The sequence below is a fragment of the Kitasatospora sp. Root107 genome, assembly GCF_001424875.1.
In the GTDB taxonomy this organism is placed as follows: domain Bacteria; phylum Actinomycetota; class Actinomycetes; order Streptomycetales; family Streptomycetaceae; genus Kitasatospora.
In genome coordinates, this window is sequence record NZ_LMCT01000034.1 from 208,682 (window position 1) to 225,559 (window position 16,878).

Consider the following 16,878-nt stretch of genomic DNA (forward strand, 5'->3'; position numbering starts at 1 on the left):
CCGCCCGGCGTTCACCCGCCGAGCGGGGCCAGTGACGGCGCGACGGCCTGCAACCGGGCCTCGGCCTGCTCCCGGCGTGCGGTCTCCAGATCCAGCTGGACATGGGCGGCGGCGAGCAGTTCCCGGGTGGTCTCGAGTTCCTGGATGAGGCGGGCGTTCTGGGCCGGGAGATCGGCTGCGCCCAGCGTGGGAGTGCGCTTGCTGCGTGCGTGCTTGGCCGGTCCGCGCGTCAAGGGCCGGGCGGGGGTCGGCGTCGGGACAGTCAGGGGAGCGGGAGCCGGGGCGGTCCGGCGGGCGACGCCGACCCTGGCCTCCTCCGCCTCGACGGCCTGCCGGAGTTCGGTCACGGCGATCGGCCCCCGGCCCTTTTCGGCGGTCAGCAGCAGGGCGTCCGCCAGACTCGCCTGCCCGTGCGTCCGCAGGTCGACCACCAACCTGACGACCGACGTGGTGGGCCGGTCGGCTGCGCCGGCGAGCACGGCCGGGGCGGCTTCGGGAAGGTCGGGCAGCGCGGTGAGGACGGCGTGGGCGTCCGTGCTCGAGCGGCTCCGGACCGCATCGGCCAGGAGTGCGATGCCCAGGCTGTGCAGGCCGCTCCGGTGGAGCTGGCGGGCGATCAGGATGTGCTCCGGCACCGGTCGGCTCCGGGCCGCTCGGGAGAGCAGAGCCGGCAGGTCCTCGCTCAGGGCGGAGGCGAGCTCCGGCAGCTCCGCAGGGCTGCGGTGCAGGACGAAACGCGCGGCCAGGTCGGCGGCGTGCACCTCCAGCTGCGTGCTGTCGAACCGCCGTACCAGATCGGCCACTTCGGCCACCGGCCGAGCGGAGACGGCGTGCCGCAGAGCCTGCTCGATCCGGGCGCCGCTGCGCTCGCGGTCCAGTGCGGTGAGCACATCGACCAGGCGGGCGGGTGCTCCCTGGTGGACCAGCTCGTCGAAGGTCTCGTTCGCCAGCCGGCCGTACCAGCCACGCTGCAACCCCGACAGTACGTCGCCGGCGTGCGCGGCCGATCGCAGCCGCAGCACCTGAGCGGTCAACCGCCGGGCGTCGGCGTACCGGCCGAGCTCGGCGAGGCGTTCGGTGAGTGCGAGCAGGTCGGGGACGGCACGCTCCCGGGCCACGGTCTCCAGGCAGTGGTCCGCGGTCAGGGGGAGCTCGTGCACCGTCGCCAGTTCGACCAGCAGCGCGGCAACCTCCTGGGGCGGCCGGTACACCGCCGCTGCGGCGGCGACCGTGTCCCCGGTCGTGGGCGTCAGGCCGCGGGTGTGCAGATCCGCCACCAGCTCGGCGATGTCCGGCCAGGCGTGGTGCTCCACCACGGTGCGCACCACCGTGGCCGTGTACCCGTCGAGGCCGCGCTCGGTGAACGCGCTGACCAGATCGGACACTTCGGGAACGGTCCGGCCGAGCACGGCGGCGGGCAGGGCCGCCTCGGCCTGCTGGGGTTTTCCGGCCTCGTGCAGGGCGACGAACAGGGCCACGGCGTCGGAGACCGGCCGGTCACGTCCCACCGAGCGGAGCAACTCCGTGAGCACGGGCAGGTGCCGGTCGTCGACCTGGGCGGCGAACCCGACCAGCTCGCCGATGGGGGCGCGGTCCATGCTGGACATCAGGGTGCCGAACGAGCCCTCCCGAGGTCCCTGGCCGGCAGTCAGGCGCAGCTGCCAGAGCAGCAGGCGGCACTGCTCCTCGACGCGCAGGGCCCAGGCCCGCTCCCGGAGCAGGTCCTCCCGCAGTTCCTCGACCTGCTCCCGCAGCTGGTCCCGGTCCCGCTCCACCCGCAGGTACTCGGTCATCCGGGCGGCCAACTGCTCGGCGTGGGTGTGCGCGTCCTGGTCGCGGTCGGACCGGAGGGCACGCAGCCGTTGCTCGACCAGTCCCAGGGCGTCCTCGCGCTCTCCCAACTGCTCGGCCAGTCTCGCCTGGTCGAGCCGGCAGTCGGCCAGCTCCAGCTGGGTCTCCTCCAACTGGGCCTGGAGCACCTGCACCGCGCCGCCACCGCGCAGCGCCTGCTCACGTAGCCGGAGCAGGTCCGCCTGGTCGGCCTCGTCCACCGGGCGACCGGCGTCGGCCAGGTCCTGGAGAAGGTCGACCAGGAAGCGCGCTTCCGGGATGCGTTCCCCGTTGAGGTAGCGGGAGATCACGGAGGCGGTGTAGTGGCGCTCTTTCCCGTACACCCGGTAGCTGACGCCGAGCTCCTGGAAGAGCGGTCGCAGCCGGGAGGCGAAGGTCTCCCGTTCGCTCACCGGTGCCTTGGCCCGCAAGGCCGGCAGGTTCTCGGGACGCTCTTCGTGGGACACCGCACCGTCCTTGCTGGGGAAACTGACGACTGATCAGCTCTGCGCGGTGGGCAGACGGCCCCGTCCGCGCGGCGTTCCTCGATTCTCCTCCCGGTGACCCGGGCGAAAGGTCTGTTGCCAGCGATCGTCAACACCCAGGTGTGTTGCCACGGCGGATCGGCAACGCGTTCCCGCTGCCGCAACACCCGGAGGCCGGGTGAGGGTGGCGGGAGCGGGTCGGCACGGTGCCGGCCCGGGATCCTGCGGAGGACACCGTGAACCGTACGGCCGTCGTGTTGCTGGCCACCGCCGTGGTGGTGCTGTTCGCCCTGCTGGTCGCCGTCGGGGCAGGGGCGCTGGCCCGGCTGGACGGTGCGGGCTACCCGGCAGCGGTCGTGCTGGCCGGGGCGGCGTTCGCCGGGACGCTGACGCTGGCGGCGGTGCTGACGGCCTGTCTGGTCACGCTGCTCCGGAACTGAGCGGTGGCTCCCGGGAGGCCGCTCGGCTGTACGGGTGGCCTCCGGCGTGGCCAGCGGGGATGGGGTGGCACAGGAGGGCAGACTCCTGGGGTGACCAAGACTTCTGGCGGTACGTCAACCCCCTCCGGGGGCGGCAAGCGGAGCGAGATCGCGGGCATCCCGACCCGGGCCATCGCGATCGGCGTGATCGTGGTGCTTGCGGTCTGGTTCCTGCTGGCCAACCTGAACAAGGTGAAGATCCAGTTCTGGGTGTTCACGGTGGAGGCACCGCTGTGGATCGCCCTGCTGGCGACCCTGCTGGCGGGTGCCGCGCTGGGGTGGCTGCTGAAGGGCCGCCAGAGCAGGTAACTGGCTTCACCCCGCTGATCGAACTCAGCGGGGGCTGCCGCCCGAAGCGCAGTGATCCATTCCGTTCGGCGAACTCCCGGACCTGGACCCCAAGTTCTGCTTATCATTCAGGGGTGTTCGACTCCCGGCACATCAGGACCTTCCACGAGGTGGTCAGCACCGGTTCGTACTCGGCGGCGGCCCGGTCGCTGGGTTACACCCAGCCCGCGATCACCCAGCAGATGAAGGCACTCGAACGGACCGTCGGCGTACCGCTGTTCACCCGGGCGGGCCGTGGGCTGCGGCTGACCGAGGCGGGCGAGGCGCTGGCCCGGCACGCCGAGGTGATCCTCGGCGACCTGCGGGCCGCGCAGCAGCAGCTCGGCGCGCTGGCCCGGCTGCGGGCCGGGCGGGTCCGGGTCTGTGCCTTCCCGAGCGCCAACGCGACGCTGATCCCGGCGGCGATGGCCCGGCTGCTGGCCGAGCACCCCGGCGTCCGGGTGGAGCTGCTGGAGGCCGAACCGCCCGAGTCGGTCCAGCGGTTGCTGCGCGGCGAGTGCGACATCGCGCTGGCCTTCCACTACCCGGGCGCACCGGCCGAGGTGCCGCCCGAGCTGGTCGAGACGCCGCTGATGGAGGATCAGCTGACCGTGCTGCTGCCGGTCGGCCACCCGCTGGCCCGGCGGCACGCCGTCCGGCTGACCGACCTCGCCGAGGAACGCTGGATCGCCGGCTGCCCGCGCTGCCGGGCCAACCTGCTCCAGGTCTGCGCCGCCCAGGGCTTCGCCCCCGACGTGGTGTTCACCACCGACGACAACCTGGCCGTGCAGAGCCTGGTGGCCGCCGGGGTCGGGATCGCCCTGATGCCCGCGCTGGTGCTCTCCTTCATGTGCCACCGCAAGGTCACCGGACGGCTGGCCGAACCGCACGTGCGCCGCAAGGTCTCCGCGTACGTGCTCCGCGAGCACCTGCGGATACCGGCCACCACGCTGGTGCTGAACGAGCTCAGGGCGGCCGCCGCCGCGCGGGTGGGCTGCTGACCGGCTCCCGCGATCCATAAGCGGGAACCGACGGAACGCCAAGGAACTGTCGTTGGACGGTTCGTCGGAGGCGGCCGGACCATCCTGGCATGACAACCTCCGCCGCGTTACCCAGGGTTGACCGCACCGACCGGGCGGACGAGCTGGTCGCCGAGCTGCGTCGGGCCGTCGGCCGGGGACTGCCGCCGGACCTGACCGCCCACCTGGCCGCCGAGTGCCTGCTGCCGCACCTCGGGGCGCCCGATCTGCTCACCGGCGCGCAGCAGACCGGTGACCCGGCGAGCTACCGCCAGCACCTGCTGCACGCCGAGCCGGACGGCAGCTTCTCGCTGGTCGCGCTGGTCTGGCTGCCCGGCCAGCGCACCAGCGTGCACGACCACCTGTCCTGGTGTGCCACCGGCGTCCACCTGGGCGAGGAGACCGAACGCCGCTACCGGCTGGTCCCGGACGGCCCGACCGCCCGGCTGGTGGCCACCGGCGACGTGGTCAACCCGAGCGGTACGGTCTGCGGCTTCGCCCCGCCCGGCGACATCCACCGGGTCCGCAACAGCGGCACCGGCACCGCCGTCTCGCTGCACGTGTACGGTGCGGACCTGGCCAGGCTCGGCAGCAGCATCCGCCGGGTCTACCAACTGCCCACCGAGGGCTGACCGGTGGCGATCCCGCTGCGGGCCGTGCCGCACCCGGTCACGCCGCCCGGGCTGCGCCGGAACGGTCCTGGCCTTGCTCTCGCGGCGACCGGCGTGGCCGCCGCCTGGTGCCTGCACCGGGTGCTGCCGGCCGTGCCGCTGCTGACGGCCGCCGTGCTGCTCGGGGTGACGGCCGGTCAGCTGCCCCGCCTGCGGGCCGTGGTCGTCGGCCCGGCGAAGGCCGGACTGGCGCTGGCCGCCCGGCGGTTGATGCGGGCCGGGATCGTGCTGCTCGGGCTCAGGCTCGGCCTGCGGGACGTGCTCGGGCTCGGCTGGGCGACCGTGCTGATGGTGCTGGCGGTGGTGGCCGCCACCTTCTTCGGTACCTGCTGGCTGGGTCGAAAGCTCGGACTGCCGGGGGACCAGCCGCTGTTGATCGCCACCGGGTACTCGATCTGCGGCGCCTCGGCGATCGGTGCGGTCGGTCAGGCCACCGGCAGTGACGAGGAGGACATCGCCACCTCGTGCGCGCTGGTGACCCTCTGCGGCACTCTGGCGATCGCCGTACTCCCTCTGTTGCAGGGCCCGTTGGGTCTGGACGCGGGCGAGTTCGGCCGCTGGGTGGGCGCCGGGGTGCACGACGTCGGGCAGGTGGTGGCCACCGCGCAGACCGCAGGGCCGGTGGCGCTGCGGGAGGCGGTGCTGGTCAAGCTGATCCGGGTGGCCATGCTCGCCCCGTTGGTGGCCGGGGTCGCGGTGGCGGTGGCCCGGCGCCCCGGGCGCGCCGCCGGGGTGGCCCGGCCGCCGCTGCTGCCGCTGTTCGTGGTCGGCTTCCTGGCGATGGTGGCGCTGAACAGCACCGGAGCAGTCCCGGTGGTCGCGCTGGAGTTGGCCGGGCATGCGCAGGAACTCCTGTTGGCGGCTGCCCTGTTCGCGCTCGGCAGTGCGGTCAGGCTCGGCGCGCTGGCCCGGACCGGCGGGCGGGTGGCGCTGCTCGGGCTTGCCTCCTGGGTGCTGGTGGCCGGGGCGGCGTACGGGGGAGTGCTGCTGACCGGCTGACCCGGGCGGGTCCGGGTTGGGTAACACTCCGGCCATTGCGAGCAGTTGACCCCTGGCGGCGGGCATCGTCGGTGCTGACGGCGGGGGACGGGGATGGAGTTCAGCAAGCGGGGGCGGCTCTACCGGAGAGTGGCCAAGCTGGTCGTGGTCCTGTTGGCGGGAGGTGCGGGGCTCGGGTACTGGCTGTACCGGAGCGGCCCGACCGAGGGCGGGCAAATCGCCCTGGCCCTGCCACTGCTCGCCGGCCTGGTCTGGGCGGTGGCCGAAATCCGGGAAGCCGGACGGCCGTTCCGGCTGCGGATCGACGAACTGGGCCTCACGCTGCACGACCGGGTGCTGCGCTGGGAGCAGATCGACGCGATCGGTCTGGAGTACCCGGGTCCGCTACGCGGGCGGCAGGTTCATCACCGCGCCGGGCTCGGTCGGGGCTGTCGTGCCGCAGGACCGGGCGACCGGGCCCGAGCACTGGTACGAGTACCTGGCCCCTGACGACTCGCTGCGGCGGCTGCTGGGCGCGCTGCTGATCACCGTCGGCTGCGGAGTGGTCGGTACGGTGGCCGGCCTCGGGCTGGCCGGGGTGGATCCGTACCACGAGCTGTTGCGAGACGTCCCGACGGTCCTGGTGGCAGCGGCCTTTCCGGCTCCGTACGTGGCGCTGATCGCGCTCGGCCGGGTCCGCAGGTACCTCCGGTACGTGCGCCGTCCGCTCCGGGTCCGGGTCGGCACCCCGGGGCTGAGCTGCCGACTGCGGGGCGGGCGGGAGCAGCGGGTGGACTGGGCCGAGCTGTCGGTGGTCCGGGTCCGGCCCCGGCCCGGCGCGGTCACCGACATTCCGTGGCTGATCATCTGGGCCGTCCCGGGCACCCGGCTGGGCAGCTCCGGCGACTTCCGTGAGGACGGGCTCTGGGGCCGAGCGTTGGTCCCGGTGGCCCGACTGCAGGAGGGGCCGGTGCCGCTGGCGGAGGCCTTGCGGCAGTACAGCGGCGGGCGCTTCCGCTGAACCGATGCGCTCAGCCGGGCGCTACGGCGAAAGTGCCTGACCATTTACGGACGGATCACCTTTCCGAGGTCGGCGTCGCGGTTCCCCGAGCCCCTGGTGGTGCGTGGCCGAGCGCGTACTAGAGTCGGGTCGCGTACGACCACCTAGCGAAGGACCCAGCGATGACCGTGCTCCCCGATCGGGACGGATTCGACGCCCCCGTCACACTCGACCGGCGCGAGGGCCCGTACGGCGAGGTGGCGCTGCGGCGGCGCGGTGGGCACTACGAGATCATCGCGAACGGCTGCTTCCTGATGGACACCGCCGACGGCCGGTCCGAACGGCTGCTGATCCAGGCCGCGTTGGACGAGCTGACGGCCGAGCGGCCGGCGGTGCTGATCGGCGGCCTCGGAGTCGGCTTCTCGCTCGCCTACGCGGCGGCCGAGCCGCGCTGGGCGCGGATCGCGGTGGCCGAGCGGGAGGACGCGATCATCGACTGGCACCGCACCGGACCGCTGGCCGCGTTCTCCGAACACGCTCTGGACGACCCCCGGGTGGCGGTGCTGCACGGCGACCTGGTGGCCTACCTGGCCGCTGACGGCGAGCGCTTCGACGCGCTCTGCCTCGACATCGACAACGGCCCGGACTGGACGGTCACCGAGGAGAACTCCGGCCTGTACGGCCCGGCCGGGCTGGCCGCCGCGCAGCGTCGGCTCAACCCCGGTGGGGTGCTGGCGGTGTGGAGCGCGCAGCCGTCCGCAGGCTTCGAGGAAGCACTGCGGACGGCCGGGTTCACGGACGTGCGGACCGAGGAGATCCCGGTCCTGCGCGGCGTACCCGATGTGGTGCACCTGGCACGCCGCGCCTGACGGGTGGTTACCTGAGACCGCTGTCCACGGCGCTCATCAGCTCGCCGTTGGCGGTGTCGCCGTCGAAGGACCAGAGCATCGCGCCCGCCAGGCCCTGGGCCTTGATCCAGGCGGTCTTGCGGAGGATCTCGGTCGGGTCGTCGTAGGTGTAGAGGACCGTGCCGTTGTAGATGTAGGCGTGGCCCGCCACCGGGTCGCGGTAGATGGTGTAACCACCGCTCGCGGCCATGGTCTTGAGCTTGTGGTAGTCCTCGTACCCGTTCTCGTAGGTGCCCGGGGCCGGGCCGGTCGAGGTCTGGTAGAGACCGTTGGTGGTGCCGCGCGGCACGCCGGTCCAGCCTCGGCCGTAGAACGGGATGCCGAGGGTCAGCTTGCTCTTCGGCGCGCCCTTGGTCAGGTAGGCGTTGATCGCGATCTCGGAGCTGAACTGCCGGTTCGGGGCACTCGGGTCGGCGGCGGCCAGCTTGATCGAGGACTGCTGGTTGGTCTGGGTCTCCCAGGCGCCGTGGTAGTCGTAGCCCTGGATGGTGGCGAAGTCGAAGGCGCCGAACAGGCCGGGCACGTCGATGCCGAGGTCGATCTTGGCCGGGTCGGCCGGCAGGAAGGCGCTCAGGGTGTACTTCTTGCCGGTGGTGGCGGTCAGCGCGTCCAGCTGGCGGCGGAACTCCTGGGCCAGCAGGGTGTAGTTGGCCTTGTCCTGGGGCCGGATGACGTTACCGAGGTGACCCTCGGAGTTCGGCCACTCCCAGTCCAGGTCGATGCCCTCGAAGATGCCCGCCGCCGAGCCCGCGCCGCCGCGGCCGTCGATCACCGGCAGGTTGCCCTTGATGTACATGTCGATGCAGGAGCTGACCAGCGCCTTGCGCGAGGCGTCGGTGAGCGAGGCGTCCGAGAACCACTTGCTGTAGGACCAACCGCCCAGCGAGATCTGCATCTTGAGGTTCGGGTACTTGGTCTTGAGCTGCTTCAGCTGGTTGAAGTTGCCGGCCAGCTTCTGGTCCCAGGTGTCGGTGGTACCGGCCACCGAATTGCCCGCGTCCCAGCCCTTGCCGAAGTCCGCCCAGGCGTCACCGGCGCCGTCACCGGCGTTCGGGTCCGAGTCGTTCCCGGCCGCCTTGTTGGTGATGAAGCACTGCTTGCTGCTCGGGTTGATGTTGGCGAAGGCGTAGTTGAGGTGGGTCAGCTTCGCCGCCGTGCCCGAGGTGTCCAGCTGCTTCACGCTGTACCCACGGGCGTAGATGCTCCACTGGGTGAAGTAGCCGATCTTCAGCGCGTTCGGGTTGACCACCTCCTTGGTGGTCCGGGTGCTCACCGGGCTGGAGGCAACCGAGCTGTTGCCCGCCGCGTCGCGCGCCTTCACGGTGAAGGTGTAGTCGGTCTCCGGGGTCAGGCCCGTGACCGCCGCGCTGGTGCCGGTGGTCACCGAGGTGGCCAGCGTGGCGCCGTTGTAGACGTCGTACGCGGTCACCCCGACGTTGTCGGTGCTTGCGGCCCAACTGAGCGCCACCGAACGGGAGTCGGGGGTGGCGGTCGGGGTGCCGGGCTTGGTCGGGGCCTGGGTGTCAGGCTGCGGCGGGGGCACCACGACCTGGACCGGTCCGGCCGGCGCCGAGCGGTTGCCCGCGGCGTCGAACGCGACCACGGTGATGTTGTACGTACCCGCCGCCAGACCCGAGATGGTGCTGCCGGTGCCGGACACGGTGGCCAGCTTGGTACTGCCGTTGAAGACGTCGTAGCCGGTGACCCCGACGTTGTCCGTGCTGGCGGTCCAGGAAGCGGTGATCGAGCCGGTGCCCGGCGTGGCCTGCAGGTTGCCCGGCGCGCTCGGGGCGCTCTGGTCGCCGCCACCCGCACACGGGCTGCCGTTCAACTTGCAGTTGAGCAGCGGGGCGTAGGCACCTGAGTAGGCGATGTTGAAGCCGAGGTTGTACGAGGCGCCCGGCGCCAGTGAGCCCGACCAGCTCGGGTTCTTCACCGTCACGTGCGAGGCGGCGGTGGTGTAGGTGGCGTTCCAGAGCGAGGCCACCGTGTTGTTGGCGGGCAGGTCGAACTCGAGTGTCCAGCCGTTCATCGCGGTGGTCTCGTTGTTCTTGATGGTGTAGCTGCCCTCGTAACCGGTGCCCCAGTCACTGCCCTTGGCGAAGGTGGCGGTGGAGGCGGCGGCCTGGGCGATACCGCCCGGCAGGGCGACCGCGATCAGCGGGGCGATCAACGCTCCCGCTGCGAGCAGGGGCAGGCTGAACCGACGTCTGCGCATGGATGAGCTCCTGTCCAGGGAGCGTGCGGCCGTCCGGCCGACGTGCTCCCTACCTGTGGGGAGGTGGCGGTGCCAGGTGCAAAAGTGCTGCGCGCTCCGGCTGTTGACGTGCTGGGGCAGCGCGGAGCGGGGCCGCCGGGCCGTCGGGTTGCCGCGGAGATCCTGTGACAGGAGCGTAGGGACGTCGCTGGGTGCTGGCAATAGGTCTGGACCAGCAGGGCCGTGGACCTGACAGTAATGCGTCAGATCCACGGCCCGTGGTTTGCCGATGAGTTGGGCTGACCTGCCGTCAGCCGAACGGATTGTTCGCAGGCGGCTCGGGTGCGGCCGCCGGCGCCGGGGCGAAGACGGGTGCCGGGGCAGGTGCGGCGAACGGGTTGAAGTCCGGCGGTGGCACGTTGACCTTCACGCCCTTGCCGGGGGCGGGGGCATCGGCCTCAGGGGCGGCGGTGGCCGCCGGGGCCGGGGCAGCGAAGGGGTTGAAGTCGGCCGGCGGCACGTTGACCCGGACGCCCTTGCCGGGCGCCGGAGCGGCTGCCGCAGGCGCTGCGGCCGGGGGCGGCGTCGGCGCGGCGACCCGGGCCGGGGCGACGGGCTGAGCGGACGTCACGGTGCCGAACGGGTCGCTCACCTGCTGGGTGGTCACGGTGCCGAACGGGTCGGCGGCAGCCGGGGCAGCGGCCTGGGCGACCGGCTGCGGAGCCGGTGCCGCGGCGAGGACGGGCGCCGGGGCGGGTGCGGCGAATGGGTTGAAGTCGGCCGGCGGGACGTTGACCTTCACGCCCTTGCCGGGGGCGGGGGCGGGGGCGTCGGCAGCGGGTGCGGCGGCTGCCGGGGCCGGGGCCGGGGCCGGGGGAGCGAAGGGGTTGAAGTCGGCCGGCGGCACGTTGACCCGGACGCCCTTGGGGCGCTCCTGCGCCGCCGGGGCGGCGACGGCCGGAGCCGGGGCGGGCACGGTCGGCGGCATGGCCGGGGCCGGGGGGACGACGGCGGGCGGCAGCGGCGCCTGGGGGGCCGGTGCCTGCGGGGCCAGGGCCTGGGTGACCGGCTGCTGGGTGACCGGCTGCGCCACCGGGGCCTGGGCGACCGGCTGCTGGGCCGGGAACTGCGGGAGGGCGGCCCTGGTGCCGTCCCAGCCGAGCTGGATGCTCGCCAGGATCTCGGCGAAGGTCGCCGCGTACAGCTCCCAGTCGTCCGGCTGGGCGGTGCCGAGCTGGACGGTCAGCACCGAGACGCCGTCCGGCAGCGGCAGGAAGGCCTGCAGCACCGAGACGAGGGTGTTGTCCGCGACGTCGGGCTCGTTGTCGGGCTGGCCGACCGGCAGCAGCAGCGGCGGCACCGGGGCGATCCGGCGCTCCACCAGCACGGCGGTCGGACCGGCCGGGATCAGCACCGTCCAGACCTCGGCCTGCGGGCGGGAGTCGGCCAACTCGGCGGACAGCTCGGAGATCTGACGCGGGTGCGAGGCCAGTGAGACCACCAGCGAGGCCCGGCTGCGCCGGCCGTCCAGCTGGAGGGCGGCGACCCCGGCGAAGACCACCCCGGCAGCGGCCGACGGCTGCGCCAGCAGACCGGTCAGCACCGACCAGTCCTGTCGGCGCGGCGCCCGGGCGCCCGAGTACAACTCCTCGGCCACCTCGGCGAGATGACCCGCCCGGGCCTGCCGGTCGCCCCGGACGGTCAGCGGGTGGAAGACCGAAGGCACCACCAGGCGGACCTCCACGCCCGCCCCGGTGGCCAGCTCCTCCGGCACCGCGACCGGCCGCTCGGCAGCGAACCGGGCCACGGCGGCCGGGAACTCCGGCCGCATCCAGGCCTCGGCCGACTCCGGCCGGACGGGTACGGCGACCTGCTCCGCCGAGACGGCCTCGAGCGGCAGCCCGTAGACGTCCTTGGCCCCGTAGCGGGCGAACAGCTCCGCCGTCGGAGCCTCGGCGGCGGCAGCAGCGTCGGCAGCGGACCGCGTGGTGCCGGCCTCGACCACCGTGCCGAGCCCACGGACCGTCAGCAGGCCGGGCCCGCCGGGGCTCAGCCGGAGCCCGAACAGGGCGTCGGCGGAGGGGTGTGCGGCGCGGTCGAAGGCCGTCAGCGAGGCGGCCGGATAGTGCGTGGCGTCGGCCCCCAACAGGGTGTCAGCCAGTACGTCGATCGTGGCGCCGATCCGTTCCGCGCCCGCGAAGCCGTCCTGTGTCATGCTGCTGAGCCCCCTCGCTCTCGGACTCTCCGTCGATCGGGGGGCGGCGTCGCGGCGCCGGGGCACGCACCTCGCCGGCTTCTCGTCGGTCGCCGATGCTCCGCATGGACTCCCTCCTCGGCACCGCCGAGCCACGCACCCCGCCGCCGCTCCTTCATCCGCCCCCCGATCGACGGAGAGTCTCAGGTGATAATTCCGTCCACTTTCTATCAGAACCCGGTGTCAGGATCCCGCCGAGGTCACCCCTCGGCCAGCGCCGCCACCGCGTCGGCCAGGCCCGGAACGCCCAGCAGGCCCGCGAGTTGGCGGATCAGCAGACCCGTCGGGCCGTCGGCGCTCTCGTCCGCCAGGAAACCGGCCAGCTCGAGGGCCAGCGCGGGCTCGCGGGCCGCGCACACGGTGAGTGCCGCGACGAACTCCTGCACCAGCTGGATCTGGAGCTCCTCCAGCGGGACTTCGGGCGTGGCCAGCCAGTCCAGCGAGGTGATCTCGGCGTTGGCGATCCAGGCGCGGACCGTCCGGCGCAGTCCCGGGCTGGGCTCGGCCACCGCCAGGTGCCGGAGGATCTGCACGGCGGCGGCCCGCCGGACCTCGTCGATCACCGCGTTGCCGGCCGGTCCGGCCGTCACCGATCCGCCTCGGAGCAGCGCCGCGAAGCCGGGGCCGTGACTGCGGACGAAGTCCAGGTAACGCCCCATCACCCGCAGCAGCCGCTCGGAGAGCGGACCCTCGTGCGGCTCCTCGAACCGTCCCGCCAGCTCCTGCCCGGCCCGCCGCAGCGCCTCTTCGTAGATGGCCTGCTTGCCGGGGAAGTAGTGGTAGACGAGCGGCCGCGAGGCACCGGCGGCAGCCGCGATGTCGTCGATCGACACGTCCTCCGGCGCAGCCCGGCTGAACAGGTCGAGCGCCACCGCGATCAGCTGCTCCCGGCGCTCGTCCACGCTGAGCCTGCGCCGCGGCGCTCGCTCGGGCCGGTCCGCCACCGGCGGCGTACGGGAAACCATGAGCGCCACCCTAAGTGCTCCCGGCCGGCCGGGGGGAGCCAGGGCGGCAACTGCTGCCGATCACCGGGTCAGCCGGTCGTCCTCCGGTGCTCCAGGTAGTGCCGGTAGGCGGCCAGGCCGTCGGGCACGAACTCCCACTCCGTCAGCCGCCGGGTCAGCTCGTCCTCGGTGAGCCAGTCGTGCCAGTCGACCTCCTCGACCTGGGGGCTGACCGGGCCGTCCCAGCGGGCCTCGTAGGTGTCGCACCACCAGGACAGTCCGTCCTCCTCGAAGAGGAACTTGAACAGCCGGACCGGCACGATCCCGCTGACCCCCATCTCCTCCTCGGCCTCGCGGACCGCCGCCTCCGCGTACGTCTCCCCGGCCCCGACCACGCCGCCGACGAAGCAGTCGTAGGTGCCGGGCGCGTAGAGCTTGTCGGCCGCCCGGCGGTGGGTGAAGATCCGGCCCTCGGCGTCGCGGACCAGGATGAAGACGCACCGGTGGGTCAGCCCCAGCCGGTAGACCTCGCCGCGCGGGGCGGTGCCGATCACCCGGTCCTGCCCGTCGACCACGTCCAGCACTTCGTCAGCAGGGTTCGTCATGGAACCACGCTACCGAGTCGGCGCCCGCCGGATGAGCGGACTATCTTTCAGAAGCGAGGAGCGGACGAGCAGAAGGCGGCACGCGGGTGGAGATCTGGGGCGAGGCGGCGGAGGGTTTCGAGCCCGTACGGGAGGCATTCGCGCGCAACTTCCGCGACCACGGCGAGCTCGGTGGAGCGTTCGCGCTCTACCTGGACGGCCGCAAGGTGGTCGACATCTGGGGCGGCGACGCCCGGCCCGAGGTGGGCGGCCGCCCCGACCCGGCGGTCCCCTGGACGGCCGACACCGCGCAGGTGCTCCGCTCGGTCACCAAGGGTCTGACCGCCGCCGCCGCGCTGCACCTGGCCGGGCAGGGACGGCTCGACCTGGACGCACCGGTCGCCTCGTACTGGCCGGAGTTCAAGGCGGCGGGCAAGGAGCGGATCCCGGTCCGCTGGCTGCTCTCGCACCAGGCCGGGGTGCCCGCGCTGGACGTGCCGCTGCGGGTCGAGGACGTGATCTCCTGGGAGCCCGCCGTCGCGGCGGTGGCCGCGCAGGCGCCGTTCTGGGAGCCGGGCCGGGCGCACGGCTACCACCCGTACACCTTCGGCTGGCTGGTCGGCGAGGTGGTCCGGCGGGCTGCCGGACGCAGCGTCGGGCGGTACTTCGCCGAGGAGATCGCCCAGCCGCTCGGACTCGACCTGTGGATCGGCCTGCCCTCGGGCGCCGCTCCCAGGGTCGGCCGGCTGGTCGACCTGCCCGCGCCCGAGGCGGCCCTGAACGGTCCGAACGGCCTACGGCTGCGGCCCCGCAAGTCGGTGGTGGACGCCTACCAGGACCCCACATCGCTGACGGCCCGTTCGTTCGGCGCGGTCCGGCCGAAGGTCGACCTGAACGACCCGGCGGTGCAGGCCGCCGAGATCCCCGGCGCGGGCGGGATCGGCACCGCGCGTTCGGTGGCCCGCTTCTACGCGGCCCTGATCGGCGCGGCCGACCGCCACGGCGGGGCCCCCGGCGAACTGCTCCCGGCGGTCTTCGGCTCCGGCCTGCTCGCGGAGGCGATGGGCCCGGCGGTCAGCGGCCCGGACCGGGTGCTGATCATCAACACCGCCTTCGGCCTCGGCTTCTTCCGCCACGGCCCCAGCTCCCCGATGGCCTCCCCGGCCTCCTTCGGCCACCCCGGCCGAGGGGGCTCCCTCGGCTTCGCCGACCCCGAACTCGGCATCGGCTTCGGCTACGTCACCAACGGCATGCAGCCCGGCGTCACCGGCGACATCCGCTCCCGGACGCTGATCGCCGCCGTCCGTAAGTGCCTGGGGGCCGGCTGACCGCAATCTTTCGGCTGCGGCCGCTGCCGCTCAGATCAGACCGCGCCGGGCGGCCCAGACCGCCGCCTGGAGCGGGGTGCGGACGCCGATCCGGTCGCAGAGCACCCGGATCCGGCGGCGCAGGGTCCGGCTGGAGGTGTCCAGTCGGCGGGCTATCGAGTCCAGCGGCAGGCCCTCCGCGAGCAGCAGCAGCAACTGGTGCTCGGACGGGGTCAGCAGCCCGGCCGGGTGCCGGTGCGGCCCGGGTTGGGCGGGCTGGGCGGTGACGCGGGGAGCGGTCAGGGCAGGGTGCATGGCGGACTTCACGGCGGCTCCTGGGTGCGCGTGGGCATGGCAGGGCGGGGCGCTCGGCGATGCGCGCGAACGGGGGAGGATCAGCGGGGGCCGGGACCGCTGCTCTCCCGGATCGTCAGGGCCGGGGTGAGCAGGGTGAGTTCCTCGGCCGGGCGGCCGGCCGCGAGGGCCATCACCAGCTCGACCGCGCGTCGGCCCATCTCCTTGGCGGGGACCGAGACGGAGGTCAGCCGGGGGGCGGAGTGCAGGGCGACGTCGTCGGGGCAGATCGCCACCACCGAGACGTCCTCGGGCACGGCCCGGCCCGACTGCCGGAGCTGGCCGAGCAGATGGGGCAGGGCGGACTCGTTCTGCACCACCAGGCCGGTGATGCCGGGGCGCTCCTCGAAGATCCGGGAGAGCGTGCCGCTGGCCGCCTCGTGCCCGTCCCCGCAGGGGCGGTGCAGGAAGCGCAGCCCGCGTACCCCGGCCTGCTGCCGGAACCCGGTGAGTGTTCGCTCGGCGAAGCCGGTGTGCCGTCGGTAGACCGACTCGGCCGGGCCGATCAGTGCCACCTCGCGGTGCCCGAGGTCGGCCAGGTGGTCGGCGGCGAGCCGCCCGGTGGCCTCGAAGTCCAGGTCCACGCAGGTGAGTCCGGCCGGGTCGGCGGGCAGGCCGATCAGCGCGGCGGCGGTGCCGGTCTGCCGGAGCAGCGGGATGCGCTCGTCCTCCAGCTCGACGTCCATCAGGATCATCGCGTCGGCCAGCCCGCTGTTGGTGATCCGCTTGATCGCCGAGGGCCCCTCCTCGCTGGTCAGCAGCAGCACGTCGTGCGCGTACCGGCGGGCGGTGGTGGTGACCGCGATCGCGATCTCCATCACCACGGGGACGAACATGTCGGTGCGCAGCGGGACCACCAGGGCGATCACGTGCGAACGGTTGCTGGCCAGCGCCCGGGCCCCGGCGTGCGGGTGGTAGCCGAGCTCGGCGATGCTGCGCTCCACCCGCAGCCGGGTGTCCTGGGAGATCGAGCGCTTGCCGCTGATCACGTAACTGACCGTGCTCGGCGACACCCCGGCGTGCTGGGCGACCTGGGCGAGCGTGACCATGCGGTGCTCCATCTCGCGACGCTGTCGGGCGCCGAATGGTGAAGCGCTTCGACAGTGTCGACTGTCCGTCTCGATGCTGTCCTGCCGGGAGAGCTTAGAGAGGCACTTGGCGCGTGTCCAGACCTACTGTCGAAGCGCTTCACCAATCCTGTCGATCCGTCAGGCCTGGCCGGTCTCGAAGCGGCTGACCCGGCCGTCCTTGACGTCGAACCGCCAGGCGGTGCGCATCACGCCCCAGGTGTCGTTGCGGTAGTCGGCGATCACCTTGCGGCCGTTGTCCTTCTCGGTCTGCACCTCGATGCGACCGTGCGAGGAGAAGATCTCCCGGTCGGTCCACTCGGCGAGGTCCCGGTCCGTGCCGTCGTCGGACATGGTGGCGTCCGGGGTGAGCGCGGCCTGGAAGGCGGCCTGATCATTGGCGTTGAGGGCGGCCAGCAGGGTGCGCACGGCCGGGTCGGAGAGCTTGTCGAGCGGGATGGTCATCGGTTCTTC

Annotated in this window: 17 protein-coding genes; 9 read left to right on the top strand and 8 right to left on the bottom strand. The window is 73.1% G+C overall.

All coding sequences use genetic code 11. From position 1 onward, the window contains the following. Positions 1–11 precede the first annotated feature (11 nt). Positions 12–2,297: a hypothetical protein gene (locus ASC99_RS26390; protein WP_057236554.1), complete on the bottom strand. Its 2,286-nt coding sequence runs from the start codon at positions 2,295–2,297 to the stop codon at positions 12–14. 254 nt (positions 2,298–2,551) lie between these two features. Here ASC99_RS26390 and ASC99_RS26395 point away from each other — a divergent pair, with 254 nt between their 5' ends. The 8 genes from ASC99_RS26395 (at position 2,552) to ASC99_RS26430 (ending at position 7,658) form a co-directional block, all read left to right on the top strand. Next, a complete protein-coding gene (locus tag ASC99_RS26395) occupies positions 2,552–2,755 on the top strand; it encodes a hypothetical protein (RefSeq protein ID WP_057236682.1) in 204 nt (67 codons plus the stop codon). 90 nt (positions 2,756–2,845) lie between these two features. Further along, entirely contained in the window at positions 2,846–3,103 is a 258-nt protein-coding gene (locus tag ASC99_RS26400; RefSeq protein ID WP_057236555.1) for a lipopolysaccharide assembly protein LapA domain-containing protein, read from the top strand. Positions 3,104–3,216: 113 nt separating this feature from the next. Continuing rightward, the gene (locus ASC99_RS26405; protein ID WP_057236558.1) at positions 3,217–4,122 is read left to right on the top strand and encodes a LysR family transcriptional regulator; all 906 of its coding nucleotides are present in this window, start codon (positions 3,217–3,219) and stop codon (positions 4,120–4,122) included. An 89-nt stretch (positions 4,123–4,211) separates the two neighbouring features. After that, complete coding sequence (locus ASC99_RS26410) at positions 4,212–4,772, top strand: cysteine dioxygenase family protein (protein ID WP_057236560.1); 561 nt, start codon at positions 4,212–4,214, stop codon at positions 4,770–4,772. 9 nt (positions 4,773–4,781) lie between these two features. Continuing rightward, a complete protein-coding gene (locus tag ASC99_RS26415; protein WP_057236684.1) occupies positions 4,782–5,810 on the top strand; it encodes a YeiH family protein in 1,029 nt (342 codons plus the stop codon). A 93-nt stretch (positions 5,811–5,903) separates the two neighbouring features. Then, the gene (locus ASC99_RS26420) at positions 5,904–6,299 is read left to right on the top strand and encodes a hypothetical protein (RefSeq protein WP_057236562.1); all 396 of its coding nucleotides are present in this window, start codon (positions 5,904–5,906) and stop codon (positions 6,297–6,299) included. Beyond that, entirely contained in the window at positions 6,244–6,810 is a 567-nt protein-coding gene (locus ASC99_RS26425) for a hypothetical protein (protein WP_057236564.1), read from the top strand. Before ASC99_RS26420 ends, ASC99_RS26425 begins: the two co-directional genes overlap by 56 nt. A 161-nt stretch (positions 6,811–6,971) precedes the next feature. Continuing rightward, the gene (locus ASC99_RS26430; protein ID WP_057236566.1) at positions 6,972–7,658 is read left to right on the top strand and encodes a spermidine synthase; all 687 of its coding nucleotides are present in this window, start codon (positions 6,972–6,974) and stop codon (positions 7,656–7,658) included. A 7-nt stretch (positions 7,659–7,665) separates the two neighbouring features. Here ASC99_RS26430 and ASC99_RS26435 read toward each other — a convergent pair whose 3' ends face one another. The 4 genes from ASC99_RS26435 to ASC99_RS26450 form a co-directional block, all read right to left on the bottom strand. Further along, positions 7,666–9,915, bottom strand: a complete 2,250-nt coding sequence (locus ASC99_RS26435) for a glycoside hydrolase family 18 chitinase (protein WP_082598639.1) — start codon at positions 9,913–9,915, stop codon at positions 7,666–7,668. A gap of 289 nt (positions 9,916–10,204) precedes the next feature. Beyond that, positions 10,205–12,109, bottom strand: coding sequence for a hypothetical protein (locus ASC99_RS39850; RefSeq protein WP_057236568.1), 1,905 nt, complete (start codon positions 12,107–12,109; stop codon positions 10,205–10,207). A 239-nt stretch (positions 12,110–12,348) separates the two neighbouring features. Next, positions 12,349–13,113: a TetR/AcrR family transcriptional regulator gene (locus ASC99_RS26445; protein ID WP_057236688.1), complete on the bottom strand. Its 765-nt coding sequence runs from the start codon at positions 13,111–13,113 to the stop codon at positions 12,349–12,351. Positions 13,114–13,181: 68 nt separating this feature from the next. Then, the gene (locus ASC99_RS26450; protein WP_057236570.1) at positions 13,182–13,697 is read right to left on the bottom strand and encodes an NUDIX hydrolase; all 516 of its coding nucleotides are present in this window, start codon (positions 13,695–13,697) and stop codon (positions 13,182–13,184) included. 86 nt (positions 13,698–13,783) lie between these two features. Here ASC99_RS26450 and ASC99_RS26455 point away from each other — a divergent pair, with 86 nt between their 5' ends. Next, positions 13,784–15,004 (top strand): serine hydrolase domain-containing protein, encoded by a 1,221-nt coding sequence (locus ASC99_RS26455; protein WP_057236572.1) that lies wholly within the window; start codon positions 13,784–13,786, stop codon positions 15,002–15,004. Between the two features lie 30 nt (positions 15,005–15,034). On the opposite strand, the gene ASC99_RS41175 is transcribed toward ASC99_RS26455, so the two are convergent. The 3 genes from ASC99_RS41175 to ASC99_RS26470 form a co-directional block, all read right to left on the bottom strand. Beyond that, entirely contained in the window at positions 15,035–15,310 is a 276-nt protein-coding gene (locus ASC99_RS41175) for a LuxR C-terminal-related transcriptional regulator (protein ID WP_235502429.1), read from the bottom strand. Between the two features lie 68 nt (positions 15,311–15,378). Beyond that, complete coding sequence (locus tag ASC99_RS26465; RefSeq protein WP_082598640.1) at positions 15,379–16,398, bottom strand: LacI family DNA-binding transcriptional regulator; 1,020 nt, start codon at positions 16,396–16,398, stop codon at positions 15,379–15,381. 147 nt (positions 16,399–16,545) lie between these two features. Continuing rightward, a complete protein-coding gene (locus ASC99_RS26470; RefSeq protein WP_057236576.1) occupies positions 16,546–16,869 on the bottom strand; it encodes a nuclear transport factor 2 family protein in 324 nt (107 codons plus the stop codon). Positions 16,870–16,878: the final 9 nt, after the last annotated feature.

Excerpts from the sequence above, each read along its gene's own strand:
- ASC99_RS26410 (WP_057236560.1), top strand. The coding sequence starts at position 4,212 with ATGACAACCTCCGCCGCGTTACCCAGGGTTGACCGCACCGACCGGGCG.
- ASC99_RS26420 (WP_057236562.1), top strand. The coding sequence starts at position 5,904 with ATGGAGTTCAGCAAGCGGGGGCGGCTCTACCGGAGAGTGGCCAAGCTG.
- ASC99_RS26430 (WP_057236566.1), top strand. The coding sequence starts at position 6,972 with ATGACCGTGCTCCCCGATCGGGACGGATTCGACGCCCCCGTCACACTC.
- ASC99_RS26435 (WP_082598639.1), bottom strand. The coding sequence starts at position 9,915 with ATGCGCAGACGTCGGTTCAGCCTGCCCCTGCTCGCAGCGGGAGCGTTG.
- ASC99_RS39850 (WP_057236568.1), bottom strand. The coding sequence starts at position 12,109 with ATGACACAGGACGGCTTCGCGGGCGCGGAACGGATCGGCGCCACGATC.
- ASC99_RS26445 (WP_057236688.1), bottom strand. The coding sequence starts at position 13,113 with ATGGTTTCCCGTACGCCGCCGGTGGCGGACCGGCCCGAGCGAGCGCCG.
- ASC99_RS26450 (WP_057236570.1), bottom strand. The coding sequence starts at position 13,697 with ATGACGAACCCTGCTGACGAAGTGCTGGACGTGGTCGACGGGCAGGAC.
- ASC99_RS26465 (WP_082598640.1), bottom strand. The coding sequence starts at position 16,398 with ATGGAGCACCGCATGGTCACGCTCGCCCAGGTCGCCCAGCACGCCGGG.
- ASC99_RS26470 (WP_057236576.1), bottom strand. The coding sequence starts at position 16,869 with ATGACCATCCCGCTCGACAAGCTCTCCGACCCGGCCGTGCGCACCCTG.